This is a genomic window from Superficieibacter electus, assembly GCF_002915575.1.
GTDB lineage: Bacteria > Pseudomonadota > Gammaproteobacteria > Enterobacterales > Enterobacteriaceae > Superficieibacter > Superficieibacter electus.
Genome location: NZ_PQGD01000022.1, coordinates 14,646 through 27,951, shown reverse-complemented (window position 1 = coordinate 27,951; position 13,306 = coordinate 14,646). Strand labels below are relative to the sequence as shown.

Genomic DNA, 13,306 nt, shown 5'->3' with positions numbered 1-13,306 from the left:
GCGGGAGGCAACACATGCAACTCTTTCTGTGTGAAAAACCCTCCCAGGCAAAGGATATTGCCCGCGTGCTGGGTATCAGCAAGCGTGAGCAGGGATTTATCAGCGGCGGTAACATCGTTGTGACCTGGGCGGTCGGCCATTTACTCGAAACTGCCAGCCCTGAAGCCTATGGCGAGCAGTATGGCAGGCCATGGCGTGCCGATGTTCTGCCTGTGCTGCCTGAGGCCTGGAAAATGGTCGTTAAAGAGCAGACAAAATCGCAGTTCACCGTTATCAGTAAGCTGCTCAAAAAGGCGTCTGAAGTGGTCATCGCAACCGATGCCGACCGCGAGGGCGAGGTGATCGCTCGTGAGCTGATGGAATACTGCCGCTACAGTGGCGCGGTACGCCGGCTCTGGTTGTCAGCCCTGGATGAGGCCAGTGTGAAGGAAGCACTTAGCAGTATTCTTCCGGGGGAAAAAACAGCCCTGCTGTATGATGCCGGCAAGGGCAGGAGCCAGGCGGACTGGCTCATTGGCATGAACCTGACGCGTCTTTATACCCTTAAGGCCCGTGACTCAGGGGTGTCAGAAGTGCTGTCCGTCGGGCGGGTACAGACGCCGACGCTTGCTATGGTGGTTAACAGGGATAATGAAATCACATCCTTCGTGCCAAAGCCCTGGTGGCAGGTACATGCGCTTATTGAAAACGAGGGCGTCCGGTTCCGGGCAGTCTGGGTGCCCGTTGAGCAGTACTGTGATGAGGAAAAGCGTTGCATCAATCCCCAGGCCGCCCGGGCGGTGGGGCAGTTGTGTCAGCAGCAGGGCAGGGCTGTGGTACTGGAGGTAACACAGAAGCGGGAAAAAACGGCGGCCCCCCTCTGTTTTGACCTGGGCACCCTTCAGCAGGTCTGCTCCCGAAAGTTCGGCATGGGCGCAAATGATGTGCTCGCCATTGCCCAATCCCTCTACGAAACCCACAAAGCGACCACCTACCCCCGGACAGATTGCGGTTTCCTTCCAACTTCGATGCAGCAGGAAATACCCGACGTTCTGGCGGCAGTGGCAAAATCCGATCCCGCTGTGGCCCCGGTACTGAATCAGCTGGACAGGAAGTTTGTCTCGCGTGTCTGGAATGACAAGAAAATCACCGCGCACCATGCCATCATTCCCACCCGACAGGCATTTGATTTGTCGCGCCTCAGCGCCGATGAGCTGAAGGTCTACCATCTGATTCGCCAGCATTATTTCGCCCAGTTCCTTCCGCTGCAGGAATCTGACGTGACGGAGGCGTCTTTCAATATCGGTGGTCAGCTGTTCCGTACACGCGGGAAAGTCGGTGTGGTGACGGGCTGGAAGTCATTGTTCCAGGCTGAAAAAGATGACGATGAAGAGGACGTCGACGGTGACAGTATGGCGCTGCCGGCGCTGGCAAAAGGGGATATTTGCGCTGTCACCGGTTCTGAGGTTAAAGATATGAAAACCAGTCCGCCTAAACCGTTCACGGAGGGGACGTTGATTGCTGCCATGAAGAACGCGGCCAGTTTCGTCAGTGACCCGAAGCTCAAGAAAGTGCTGCGTGATAACGCAGGTCTGGGCACAGAGGCGACGCGTGCGGCAGTACTCGAAACCCTCTTCAAACGACACTATCTGGAGAAAAAAGGGAAGCACATCCACTCAACGCAGATGGCCCGGGAGCTGATTGCGGCCCTGCCGGAAACGCTGACGAGCCCGGGCATGACCGCATTATGGGAGCAGGCACTGGATGATATTTCGCAGGGGAAAATGTCGCTTGCGGTCTTTATGCAAAAGCAGCTGCAGTGGACCCGTCACCTTGTCGAAAAAGGCCGCCAGGACAGTGTGAAAATCACCGCTCCCGTCACGCCCCCTTGTCCGTTATGCAAAGGGCCCACACGTAAACGCAAAGGTAAGAAAGGAGATTTTTGGGGTTGCGTGCGTTACCCAGACTGCAAAGGTATTATTAACACCAACGGGAAAAAGACCACAAAGCGCAAAAAAGCAGCATCAGGGACAAAAACAGAATCATCCGCACAGTGATGAGTTATTTCACTGTACAACCCCGGGCCGGGTTCTGCTAATGTGACTACGCTTCGATATGTACCCCTTTGCCGGAGGCAGCCAGCTTAACTTTAACGGGATTAATCTGGCAACCGGCACGACGGTCTGCCATCGCACATCTGGCAGGAACTGTAAGACGCATGCGCTCCGTGAAAATCGCGTCGGGAACGGATCCCCGGAGTAGTGAGATACATTAAGGTCTGGTACAGCCCCCACGGCGTTGCATATGCAGCGCCGTTTTCATTTCTGGTTTTATGGGTTGACACCAGGCTTGTTTGGTTTAAAAATCAACAGTGCTTACCGCTGTTTTTCACAGCCAGCTAAAGTTTCAGCAGTCTGAGAGAAACGCCTTAGGGTGACTGCCAGCTAACGTTTCACCGGTCTGAGAGAAACACCTTCGGGTGACCGGAAAATCCTCGCAGCCTGAGAGAGGATACCTTCGGGTGGTAAATCCGTTTAACCTCTGGAAACGGATATCACTGCACAGTGATTGAGGTCCTTTCAACATACCAGACTCTCAGGATTCAACCGATCCTGACCCCCGACGGGAAACCACTCCCGTCAGGGCAGATGGTTTCTCCGCCGTACCTTTTTTTACCTCCATGGAGAAAACATCATGTCTGCAAACAATACTTCTGCATCTGCAAAATCTGAGTACTTCAACCTGACTATCAAAGGCATCGGGTATCTCAGCAACATCCGCCAGGTTAACCATCAGAATGGCTCGTTCCTCAGCTGCGTAATAAATGCACTGAGTGGTCCGACTGATAATCCGGCCTACGTCCGTTTTGACATTTCTGTCGCAGGTAAAGAGGCAACCAGCCTTATCGCCCGCTGCCAGAAAGCCGTCGATGAAGACAAGAAAGTCCTGTTGGGCTTTAACCTGAGTAACCCGTCCACGGACATATTTACGCTGAACAAAGGCGACCATGCCGGCGAACAGCGCGTCAGTCTGAAAGCCCGCCTGATAAAGGTGGACTGGATCAAAATAGGCCAGGAAATGGTTTACAAGACTGAAAAATCTGACTCCGTGCCGCCGCAGAATGGCTCTGCCGCACAACAAAACTACGCAGAAAACTCATTCTGATGCGCACCTGACACACCCCGTTCGCGGGGTGTTTCTTTATTCCTTACAGGAGAAATGATTATGTCCTCACGCGGCGTTAACAAGGTTATCCTTGTCGGAAACCTCGGCCAGGATCCTGAAGTTCGTTATATTCCCAACGGCAGTGCAGTTGCCACCCTTTCTCTGGCCACGTCTGAGAGCTGGCGCGATAAGCAGTCCGGCGAACAGAAAGAAGTGACCGAATGGCACAGGGTGGTTATTTTCGGCAAGCTGGCAGAAATTGCGGGTGAATATCTGCGCAAAGGCTCCCAGGTTTACATCGAGGGTCAGCTGCGCACACGCAAATGGACCGATCAGGCCGGCCAGGAGAAATACACCACAGAGGTGGTGGTCAATATTGGTGGCACCATGCAGATGCTTGGCGGCCGCCAGTCCGGCAGCGGACAGAATACGTCTTCCCGGAATGACTGGGGGCAGCCTCAGCAACCTTCAGGACCGACTCACAGTGGCCAGGCCTCCGGCAGCAGTGCCGGTGCGCCACCGATGGACTTCGATGACGATATACCGTTCATTGGATTCGGGTATGACTGTTCCAGAGTGGCAATTCACGCCCTCTGAATTAATGGAGCTTTGACTGTTATGACTGTCTCTGACAAACTTCAGGAAGCAACTTTTTATGTTGCATCTTATGTTATCCCCGGAGCATATCTGTTCTGGCGGTTTCTTCACTTTTTGACTAACGGAGGCTTGTATGGGAGCACGTTACGATTCAGACGTTGTTGCCTGGGCCAGTGAACAGGCAGCTTTACTGCGTGCCGGAAAGCTCAGTCAGATTGATATTGAGAACATCGCCGAGGAGATTGAAGACGTGGGCAAAAGTGAAAAGCGTGAGCTGGCCAGCCGTATGGCTGTCTTACTGGCCCACCTTCTTAAATGGAAGTTTCAGCCAACCCATCGAGGTAAAAGCTGGGAGTTAACCATTAAAGGTCAGCGTGATTTGATTGTACGACGTCTGAACAAGACGCCGAGCCTGAAAAGCGCGTTTTCTGATCCTGAATGGCTTGCGGATGTGTGGTTTGACGCCCGCGCCGATGCTTCCAAAGAAACCGGCATAGGTCTGGATATCTTTCCTGAAGACAGCATCTGGACAACAGATACTATTCTCAGTAACGAGTTTTACCCGGACTGATTACTGTCTGTTTCACCGCAACGCCATCCTTTCGGGTGGCGTTTTTTTTCATCAACGGAAAATCAGTTGTTAATTGAGTGAAACCGGACCGATTCCGCACAGTGAGGGCTGTTTTATCACTGTACAGGAAAATTCCGGATGAAACGTAACACCTCTCACAACGTATTTTCACCAGGCAGGCTTGCCACTGTTCTTCCCCTGCTGCTCCTTGCGGGCTGTGTTTCCCAGCCGCAAAAGTTGCAACAGCGTGCGCCTGCCGACCCGACACCCGGCACCACCGTCACCCGCAACGTTCAGCCGGTCTCTCCGGACGAGTATGCGCGGACGCCGGAAGTGGTGCGCTACGATCGTTATCTGCTGGTCAGCACCGATCCGCAGGCGGCCCAGCGTGACCCTCTCTCCCAGATTATTGATATCCGTATCCCGTCATCCCTGCATCCTACCGTGGCGGATGCGCTGCGTTACGCCCTGCGCCAGTCCGGTTATTCCCTGTGCGCGACAGGCTCCGCCAACGGCGTGCTTTACCGCCAGGCATTGCCGGCGGTTCAGTACCAGCTGGGCCCGATGCGCCTGCGTACTGCCCTGCAGGTCCTGGCCGGTCCGGCCTGGCAGCTTGAGGTGGATGATGTACAGCGTGTGGTCTGCCACAGCCTGCGCGACGGCTACCAGCTGCCGGTCTCCCAGCTTCCGCCGCCGGTCAGCAGCTGGTCCACGCCTGCGCCGTCCGCCGTGTCACAACCGGCCATCAGCGCCCCTCAGTCAGTACCCGTTAAACCTGTCAGCGGAGGGTTTCTGAGAAAATGAGCGAACAGCAACCATTCCATACTGACCCCGCTCCGGCTCGTAAAAGATTCAGCTGGCGTCCCCGCTGCCGCCTCATCTGGGGCGCTGCCAGCGGTGTGGCGCTGGCCGGCATTCTGGCGCTGGGCTACACCGCCGTCAGTCTGGGCATATCGAACCTTGATGAACGCCTTGCACGCCTTGAATCTCAGGGCAGTACAGCGGCCACTGTTGAGACAGTCGCGGCCCTGCAGTCAGATGTGACCACGCTCAAAACCGGCCTGCAGGATACCCGGAAAAAACTTGGTGAGATGCAGCAGGAGCTGAGCGCTGCTGCGAAACAGGCCGGCAGCGACGACGCCGTGCGTCAGTCATTGCGAACCCTTCAGGACGCCCAGCAGGGGCTGGAAACCCGCCTGAGTGCGCTGACTGAGCAGCTGACAGCGCTGAAATCACAGCCGGCACCCGCACCCGCCGCACCTGTCGCCGCACCGGTCAAAAAAAACGCGCCTGCTGCAAAAAAGCCCCGTCCCGCTGACACACGTCGTGCTGCTCCGTCCCTTCGCGTGGCCCGCAATGCGCCTTTTGTGCTGACGGGCGTGGAGAAGCGGGGGGCAGAGTCCTGGGCTGCCATCGCGCCCCGGGGCTACAGCAGCCTGTCGCAGGTGGCCCTGGTCGGAGAGGGCGAAACCGTTGCCGGCTGGACGCTGGTCAGTGCCGGTTATGGTGAGGCGACGTTTCGGGTTAACGGCCGCCTGCCCGTGCTCAGAGCAGAATAACGGAGCGAATGATGAAACTGAAACACACCTTTTTAGCCGCCATGCTGCTGAGTCCCCTGACCCTGGCCGCGACCACATCAGGACAGACGGATGTCAGCCGACAGGAATCAACACAACGGGCGGACTCCGCACAGCAAAACCTGCAGCAGCAGGCCGGTCAGTGGGGACTCAGTGCCGACGATTATCAGCGTTATCAGCAGCTGATGAAGGGACCCCGGGGTACCCAGTCGCCGGGTCTCGATCCGCTTTCCACCCTCGGTATCGAGGCGCAGACGCCGGCAGAGCGCCGTAAGTTTGCTGAAAAGTGGGTGAAGGAAGAGTTTGCCCGCACCCAGAAAGAGCTTGATTTCCAGCGTGAGGTGAACGCGGCCTGGCAGCGCCTGTATCCGGGCACACTGCCGGTCAATATGGGGAACGCCTCCGGCGTGGCGCACGACAGTGGCGGCCGGCTGGCACTGTTCGTCAGGTCAAAAGACTGCGCAACCTGCGACGCGAAACTGTCTGCCGTGCTGGCTGACAACCGGCCGGTGGACATCTATCTGGTCGACAGCCAGGGCAGTGATGATGCGCTTCGCAGCTGGGCGCGGGACCATCACATTCCCGTGGAAAAGGTCCGCAAGCGCCAGATCACGCTTAACCACGACGGCGGCCGGTGGATGCGCTTTGGTAACGGCCTGATGCCGGTTTTACTGCAGCAGGCGGGAGACGGTAAATGGGCAATCGCAGCATTCTGACCGGCGCGCTGGCGCTGGGCTTACTGATGGCGGCCGTCCCTGACGGCCATGCTGACCAGACGGTGCCGGAGGGTTACGTCCGCGTGGCCATGGCGCACGGCGTGCCCCCCGAAGCGCTTTACTCGGTATCACTGAGCGAGTCTTCGCGCAAACTTCCCCGCGGAATACGGCCATGGCCCTGGACCATCAATGTGGCAGGCAAAGGGTATCGCTATGAGACGCGCCTGCAGGCCTGGCAGGCGCTGCAGGTCTTTATGAAGCGTCACCCGCTTAAGCGCATCGATGTCGGTATTGCCCAGGTCAATCTGGGCTGGAACGGTCATCATTTTGCCTCGACGTGGGATGCGTTTGACCCTTACACCAACCTGAACGCCGCCGCCACCATTCTGCGTGAGTGCTGGGCGCGTAAGCCAGGCAGCTGGCTGGATGCGGCCGGCTGCTACCACCATCCCGCAGGTGGTCAGCCTGCTGCACGTTACCGCGCCATTGTGAGAGGGCATCTGGCAAAAATCAGCCCTGCACCCCGCATTTCTGCGCCGGCAGCTGAAGCGCCCCGCTCGGTTGCTGCGCTCACCCCCGATCCAGGCTTCGTCTGGACTGAACCCGGGAGATAACCCTGATGAAAACGCTGTCCTTACTGCTGTTTACCCTCCTTCCCCTGACCGGCCATGCTGAACTGAATGTGATTGCTGATCTGGGCGGTGAAGATGCTGCGCCGTATTTTGAGGCCGTTAATAAACAGCCCGGCATGCCCGGCGTCAGTGACGTACAGCCTTCACGCCAGCCGGACCACGGTGTTCCGCTGGCTGACGGGATGGCGGGTATGTTACCCGTTAACACACCTGAACTGAGCCCGGGGAATACAGCAGACCGGCCGCTGCAGTTGCCCGGCATTGGGGCGTTGTTTCTGATCGGGGATGATGCTCTGTCCCGTGAATGGCTGAAAGCCAATGCCGGCGCGCTGGCTGAACAGCATGCGGCCGGGATGATAGTCAACGTCACAGACATGGATACCGTGCGCGAGCTGCGCGAGCTGGCACCCGGTGTCAGCCTGGCCCCGGCTTCCGGCAGCGAACTGGCCCGTCGCCTGCAGATTGCGCATTATCCGGTACTCATCACCGATACCGGCCTGACGCAGCAGGTTAAGCCGTGATGAGCGCGCCAGATATCAACGGTCTGCTGATGGCGCACCCTTACGGGGCGGTCATACTGGTTGTCCTTTTCCTGGTGGTGATGGCCTTTCTGAACCTGCGTCGGCGGGAGAAAGCCAGCACCCGCCGTCACCGGCGATACCGGGCAACGGCGGGGCGGGTACTGGATAAACTGACCCGCCTGCCGGGAGACGGGCAGCGTCTGAGCTATCTGCGCAAAGTCAGTCCCTATGTCTTTGAAGAGCTGTTGCTCTCTGCCTTTGAACGCCAGGGGCTGACCGTGGTGCGCAATGCCTCCTACAGCGGTGACGGCGGCCTTGATGGTCAGGTCATCATTGACGGTGAGCACTGGCTTATCCAGGCCAAACGGTACAGTCGTGCTGTTTCCCCCGCACATGTTGAGGACTTCGACCGGCTTCTCCTGCAGTCCGGCCGCCGGGGGCTGTTTATCCACACGGGCCGTACCGGAAAAATGAGCCGCACCATTCGCACGGCGTCACCGCGTCTGCGCATCATCAGCGGGCAACGCCTGCTGGCCATTCTCGCCGGTCAGGACGTCCGGCAGTATCTCTGAGGAATCTTTTATGCACATCTTCCTGAACAGCCTGCGTTACGCGTTGTGGCTTGTGTTCTGTTTATTCCGTCATGCCGTTTTCGTGCCTGCCGCTTTCGGCGGTGTCTACCTGCTCGCCTGGCTTGTTTTCGGCCATCCGGTCAGTGACCTGAACGACCAGTTGCAGAAGGAGGCAACGGCATGGCGCACCGCGCCGCCCGGACATTACATGTGGGAGGAATGCCCGGCGCCTGATAATGCGGCTCCGCCTGATGCAAAGCCGGCAGCCTGTACCGTCACTGCCGTCTCCACAGAAACCGCGGCGAACAATTACCTGCTGTCATTGCGGGCTGTATGGATCATTTTTTTCATCCTGTCGAATGTTCTGTATGTGCTCTGGCGCTTACTGGCGGATGCCCTGCGTTACCACTCCCTTTCCTGCAGGGAAGCCGGTGCCGGGAGGGGAACGTATATCCGTATAGCCGACGGTAAAATTATAAAGGAGGCAGACGATGAGTAACCGTTACGTCATTGAGGCCCTGCTGCGTCCGGCCGTTGAGCTGAATACCGCCGTGGTATCGGGCATGGCGGCGTATGTCTGTGTGCAGGCACCCTGGGCTGTCGCTCTGGCTCCGTCTGTCAGCTATGTCACCGCAGCCGGGTTTGCGGCGCTGGCCGTCACCCGCACGCATCAGGGGATGAAGATTATTCGCTACCGCCGGAATCTCCGCCGCCTGCCGCGCTATGTCATGAGTACTAAACAGATCCCCGTCAGTCATCGTCGCCTGTTTCTAGGCCGGGGGTTCCGCTGGACGCAGAAACACACCCAGCGGCTGCAGGATACGTTGCGCCCTGAAGTGGCCCGTTACCTGCAGCCAAACCGCTTTTACCTGGGGGCGCGTCAGCTCGAAATGATGACAGAGCACCGTCTGCCCTGGCTGGGTAAGCTGCTGAGTGCCGATACGCCGCTGAACCCGGTGCGGCCATTACCACCGGTGGGCGGCAATCCGGCGCTGCACGGCATCGAGCCCGACGAAAAAGACGTCACCCTGGCTCTGGGGGAGCGCGTTGGCCATACGGTGGTGTACGGCACCACGCGCGTCGGGAAGACCCGGCTGGCAGAGCTGCTGGTCACCCAGGATATCCGGCGGGGTGAAGTCACCATCGTGTTTGATCCGAAAGGCGACGCAGACCTGATGAAACGCGTCTGGGCAGAGGCCCACCGGGCTGGACGCGGGGACAAGCTGTATATTTTTCATCTTGGCTGGCCTGAAATTTCAGCCCGTTATAATGCCGTCGGGCGTTTTGGTCGCGTGTCAGAGGTGGCGTCCCGCGTGGCCGGTCAGCTGTCGGGTGAGGGGAACAGCGCGGCATTTCGCGAATTTGCCTGGCGGTTCGTCAACATCATCGCCCGTGCGCTGGTCGCCCTGGGTGAGCGCCCTGACTACACGCTGATCATGCGCTACGTGAACAATATCGCCGATCTCTATATCCGCTATGCGGAAAAAATCATCCAGGCGCAGCTGCCGGCTCTGCAGACGCAGATTGAGAATAATCAGCAGGTGCTGGGAGAGGACGACGTGCCCCGTAACATGCAGGGTCAGCCGGATGCCTTACGTATCTGGGCCATTGAGGTTGCCCTGAGTTCAGAAGAGGGTAAAAAACTCTATGATCCCATCCTTGACGGGCTGCGGTCAGCGGTACGTTATGACCGTACTTACTTTGACAAAATCGTGGCGTCGCTGCTGCCGCTGCTGGAAAAACTGACCACCGGCAAGACCGCCGAGCTGCTGTCGCCGGATTATCAGGACATTGACGACACGCGGCCGATTTTTGACTGGGAACAGATCATCCGTAAAAAAGCCGTGGTGTATGTGGGGCTCGATGCGCTCAGTGACAGTGAAGTGGCGAGCGCGGTCGGTAACTCCATGTTCGCCGATCTGGTGAGTGTGGCCGGGCACATTTATAAACACGGTATCAATGCGGGCCTGCCGGGCGGGAAAGAAGGGAAGTCCCTGATTAACCTGCACTGCGATGAGTTTAACGAGCTGATGGGGTATGAGTTTATTCCTCTCATCAACAAAGGGGGCGGTGCCGGCATGCAGGTGACGGCCTATACCCAGACGTCTTCTGATATTGAGGCACGCATCGGGAATGCGGCCAAGACGGCCCAGGTACAGGGTAACTTTAACAACCTGATTATGCTGCGCGTCAGGGAGAACCGCACCGCCGAGTTGCTGACCACGCAGCTGCCGCAGGTGGAGATTTACACCAAAACGCTGGTCTCCGGGCACCAGGACACGGCGGATGTCAATGCAGACCAGGACTTCACCTCAAGCACCCAGGACCGCGTCGGGACGGTAAAAGTCCCACTACTGGAGCCGGCCGATATCGTGACACTACCAAAAGGGCAGGCGTTTGCCCTGCTGGAAGGAGGGCAACTGTGGAAAATCCGCATGCCGCTGCCTGCCGGGGATGCTGATGATGTGCTGATGCCGGAAAGTATTGAGAAAATAGCGGAGGAGATGCGGCGCAGCTATCACAGCGGCGAATCCTGGTGGCGGGACGGCCCGGCCCTGAACGTGCCGGTCACAGGAGGGGCGAATGGCTGAGGTAAAACGTCCCCCACAGCAGCAGACGCTGCCGGAACGCAAGCACGGCATTCTGTATAATCTGCTCTGGGGCTGGCCATGGGCCCTGGTGGGCGTGGTGCTGTCCTCGCTGCTGCTGAGCCTGCTGATTGAATATATCGGCATCGCCTTCTTCTGGCCGGAAGCCGGGGCGGCGCACAGTGAAGCGGTCATGAACACCGAGCTGGGGTGGCTGTCCACAGAGTTCACCCGCAGCCTGCTGCTGTCTGAGCCATCGGTGACGGTTGTGCGCTGGGTTAGCACCGCGTATCAGTGGGCCTTTGTGGACAGTGGCTTCCTTGACTGGGTCCGGCAGCAGTATGCGCACCAGATGCACAGTGACAATGCAGTCACGCGGGAAATCAACAGCTGGAGCGGCTGGCTTGCCGGCTACCTGCGTGAATACCTGCTGGCCACGGTATGGATAAGCATTATCACACTGGTACGCGTCACCATCCTGGTGCTGTCCGTCCCGCTGTTTGTGCTGGTCGTGGTGGTGGCCCTGGTTGAGGGGCTGGGGCGGCGTGATCTGCGGCGTTACGGGGCGGGGTATGAAAGTTCTTTTGTCTATCACCATGCCAAGAAACTGGTCAAACCGGCAGCCGTGGTGCCCGCCATGCTGTACCTTTCCTGGCCCACTGCAGTCTACCCCAATCTGCTGTTGTTGCCGGCGGCTGTCCTGTTGGGTATCGCCGTGACCGTGACCACTGCCTCATTCAAGAAGTATCTTTAAATCAGGGCTGGACGGAGGCGTGCAAAACTTGTTTTGCGCGCCTGCCGTCAGCAGACAAGCCATGAAACCACTGTTACTGGCGCGTCAGTGTCAGTTATTAAATACCGTCAGTTCTGTCACTTTGAAGCTGTCTGGCTTGTTGGTTATGCTGTCGTAGGGTGCCTGTAGCTTCCATTGCTGACCCGGCTCCAGATTTTCAGCCATCGCTGCCGTATTTCCTATTACTGCCCCATTCTGAAGCAAGTTGAATTTGACAATTACAGTCTTCACAGGCCCACCTGACACGTTTGTTCCCGTGCCTTCAATTTGCTGCAAACCATTTGCTGCTGTGGCGAAATGCAGGTCTGAAAGTTGGACTTTGCCAGTACCGTCGGCCGCAAGAACAGGGCCGGTAATCAGTGCAGTGATTAACGTGGCCTTCAGAACAGTCTTCATCATTTTCATTTTCCCTCTGTTTACCGTTGAGTTTTCTTAATATCACAATGAACCTTTATTTACAGCTAAACCTGCCACCGGCACTGACCTGCAATTAATTTTGAAATTCCTGTTTAGGGTTTATCGCTGACCCGACGCTCCCTCTTCCGCATCCTGTCCGCACCCCTTAATCCTTCTGGAGGTGCGTATGAACTCAAATCGTCCGGCCATGCGGCGCAACCGTCGTGTCCCGGGCATCACTGGCCTGGTATTGCTGACCTTTCTGGCATCAGCTGCTGCACAGGCATCCGAGAAAGACGAGCTTGCGTCTGTTCAGCGTCAGCTGGACCAGGTTCAGGCGTCGCTTGAACGGGCCCGCGTGGCGGCTGCACAGGCCGACCCGGCTGACCGTGGCCGCTTTTTCTTTGATTACCGTCAGGCCACATCCGATCTCAACACCATCCGCAGCGGCATTGACCGCTATCTGGAGCCCTCCCGCGCGCAACCGCGTGACCCGTCTTATGTGGCCGGTAATTACCGGCGGGAGCGGCCCTGATGCCCATGACATCCGAACAAACGAACGCGTTTAAAGCCGGCTCCGGCAGTCTTGATGTGAACATCCTTCATCTGCTCTGCATCGGGGCACTGCTGGCATTTCTTTTTTTATGGGCCGCGTGGGCGCTGTCGGATGTCTGGACCGGCTGGAGTAACACCAAAGTGCGGGACGCGGCCCTGGGGCGTTTTGCCGTCCGCACCGTGCTGCTGTTGCTTGTGTGTATCTGGATGTTTGCCAGTTAACCCGATTATGAACGTTAAGTCAGGAGATGAATTCCATGCACCATTCTGAGTCTGTTGTTGCCCGCCTGCGCCGTCTCGCCAGTCGTACGCTGACCCGCGCCGGTACGCTTGCCCTCCTGGGCTGGCTCACCTGCAAACCGGCCTTTGCGGACTTGCCAAGCGTTGAAGCGCCTGAATCCGGAGGCGGAAGCGGGCTGTCCGGACAAATCAAGGGCTACCTGCAGGACGGCATTGTTATCGGGGGGCTGGTCGTGGCGGCCGTTGCCTTTATCAACGTTGCCATTGCCGCCCTGCACACCTTCACCGAAGTCCGCAATGAGAAAGCCACCTGGACCAAATTCGGGGCCATTGTGGTGGTGGGTGTGGTGCTGCTGGTTGCCGTTATCTGGCTGCTCGGCAAGTCTGCCGACATTCTGTTGTAG

At 57.8% G+C, this 13,306-nt stretch carries 17 protein-coding genes; 16 read left to right on the top strand and 1 reads right to left on the bottom strand.

Annotation, left to right across the window (positions count from 1 at the left end):
• Positions 1–14: 14 nt before the first annotated feature.
• The 13 genes from CHU32_RS22210 to CHU32_RS22150 all read left to right on the top strand — a co-directional run bounded on the left by CHU32_RS22210 (position 15) and on the right by CHU32_RS22150 (position 11,672).
• Complete coding sequence (locus tag CHU32_RS22210; protein ID WP_103750930.1) at positions 15–2,036, top strand: DNA topoisomerase III; 2,022 nt, start codon at positions 15–17, stop codon at positions 2,034–2,036.
• 637 nt (positions 2,037–2,673) lie between these two features.
• Complete coding sequence (locus CHU32_RS22205) at positions 2,674–3,144, top strand: STY4534 family ICE replication protein (protein ID WP_006785950.1); 471 nt, start codon at positions 2,674–2,676, stop codon at positions 3,142–3,144.
• Positions 3,145–3,204: 60 nt separating this feature from the next.
• Positions 3,205–3,741, top strand: coding sequence for a single-stranded DNA-binding protein (locus tag CHU32_RS22200; RefSeq protein WP_006785953.1), 537 nt, complete (start codon positions 3,205–3,207; stop codon positions 3,739–3,741).
• A 133-nt stretch (positions 3,742–3,874) separates the two neighbouring features.
• On the top strand, positions 3,875–4,312 hold the full coding sequence (locus CHU32_RS22195) for a DUF29 domain-containing protein (RefSeq protein WP_006785955.1): 438 nt from the start codon (positions 3,875–3,877) through the stop codon (positions 4,310–4,312).
• 138 nt (positions 4,313–4,450) lie between these two features.
• Positions 4,451–5,116 carry a PFGI-1 class ICE element type IV pilus protein PilL2 gene (gene pilL2 / locus CHU32_RS22190; RefSeq protein ID WP_006785957.1) on the top strand — a complete coding sequence of 222 codons (666 nt, stop codon included), beginning with the start codon at positions 4,451–4,453 and terminating at the stop codon, positions 5,114–5,116.
• Entirely contained in the window at positions 5,113–5,871 is a 759-nt protein-coding gene (locus CHU32_RS22185) for a hypothetical protein (RefSeq protein ID WP_103750929.1), read from the top strand. Before pilL2 ends, CHU32_RS22185 begins: the two co-directional genes overlap by 4 nt.
• Positions 5,872–5,882: 11 nt before the next feature.
• Entirely contained in the window at positions 5,883–6,605 is a 723-nt protein-coding gene (locus CHU32_RS22180) for a TIGR03759 family integrating conjugative element protein (RefSeq protein ID WP_006785960.1), read from the top strand.
• Entirely contained in the window at positions 6,584–7,219 is a 636-nt protein-coding gene (locus tag CHU32_RS22175) for a lysozyme family protein (RefSeq protein ID WP_006785961.1), read from the top strand. Before CHU32_RS22180 ends, CHU32_RS22175 begins: the two co-directional genes overlap by 22 nt.
• Before the next feature lie 5 nt (positions 7,220–7,224).
• On the top strand, positions 7,225–7,758 hold the full coding sequence (locus CHU32_RS22170) for an integrating conjugative element protein (protein ID WP_006785962.1): 534 nt from the start codon (positions 7,225–7,227) through the stop codon (positions 7,756–7,758).
• Positions 7,758–8,330 (top strand): restriction endonuclease, encoded by a 573-nt coding sequence (locus CHU32_RS22165; RefSeq protein WP_006785963.1) that lies wholly within the window; start codon positions 7,758–7,760, stop codon positions 8,328–8,330. Before CHU32_RS22170 ends, CHU32_RS22165 begins: the two co-directional genes overlap by 1 nt.
• A gap of 10 nt (positions 8,331–8,340) precedes the next feature.
• Complete coding sequence (locus CHU32_RS22160; protein WP_006785964.1) at positions 8,341–8,829, top strand: hypothetical protein; 489 nt, start codon at positions 8,341–8,343, stop codon at positions 8,827–8,829.
• Complete coding sequence (gene traD, locus CHU32_RS22155; protein WP_006785965.1) at positions 8,822–10,921, top strand: type IV conjugative transfer system coupling protein TraD; 2,100 nt, start codon at positions 8,822–8,824, stop codon at positions 10,919–10,921. The genes CHU32_RS22160 and traD overlap by 8 nt, the downstream gene beginning before the upstream one ends.
• The gene (locus CHU32_RS22150) at positions 10,914–11,672 is read left to right on the top strand and encodes a TIGR03747 family integrating conjugative element membrane protein (protein WP_006785966.1); all 759 of its coding nucleotides are present in this window, start codon (positions 10,914–10,916) and stop codon (positions 11,670–11,672) included. The genes traD and CHU32_RS22150 overlap by 8 nt, the downstream gene beginning before the upstream one ends.
• 90 nt (positions 11,673–11,762) lie before the next feature.
• Here the strand turns inward: CHU32_RS22150 and CHU32_RS22145 are convergent, their stop codons facing one another.
• Positions 11,763–12,110, bottom strand: coding sequence for an FxLYD domain-containing protein (locus CHU32_RS22145; RefSeq protein ID WP_016808262.1), 348 nt, complete (start codon positions 12,108–12,110; stop codon positions 11,763–11,765).
• Positions 12,111–12,294: 184 nt separating this feature from the next.
• Here CHU32_RS22145 and CHU32_RS22140 point away from each other — a divergent pair, with 184 nt between their 5' ends.
• Genes CHU32_RS22140 through CHU32_RS22130 form a run of 3 tightly spaced genes read left to right on the top strand, consistent with a single transcriptional unit; the run spans position 12,295 to position 13,306 of the window.
• Positions 12,295–12,642, top strand: a complete 348-nt coding sequence (locus CHU32_RS22140; protein ID WP_006785967.1) for an integrative conjugative element protein, RAQPRD family — start codon at positions 12,295–12,297, stop codon at positions 12,640–12,642.
• Entirely contained in the window at positions 12,642–12,884 is a 243-nt protein-coding gene (locus CHU32_RS22135) for a TIGR03758 family integrating conjugative element protein (protein ID WP_003029734.1), read from the top strand. Before CHU32_RS22140 ends, CHU32_RS22135 begins: the two co-directional genes overlap by 1 nt.
• A 35-nt stretch (positions 12,885–12,919) precedes the next feature.
• Positions 12,920–13,306: a TIGR03745 family integrating conjugative element membrane protein gene (locus CHU32_RS22130; RefSeq protein ID WP_006785968.1), complete on the top strand. Its 387-nt coding sequence runs from the start codon at positions 12,920–12,922 to the stop codon at positions 13,304–13,306.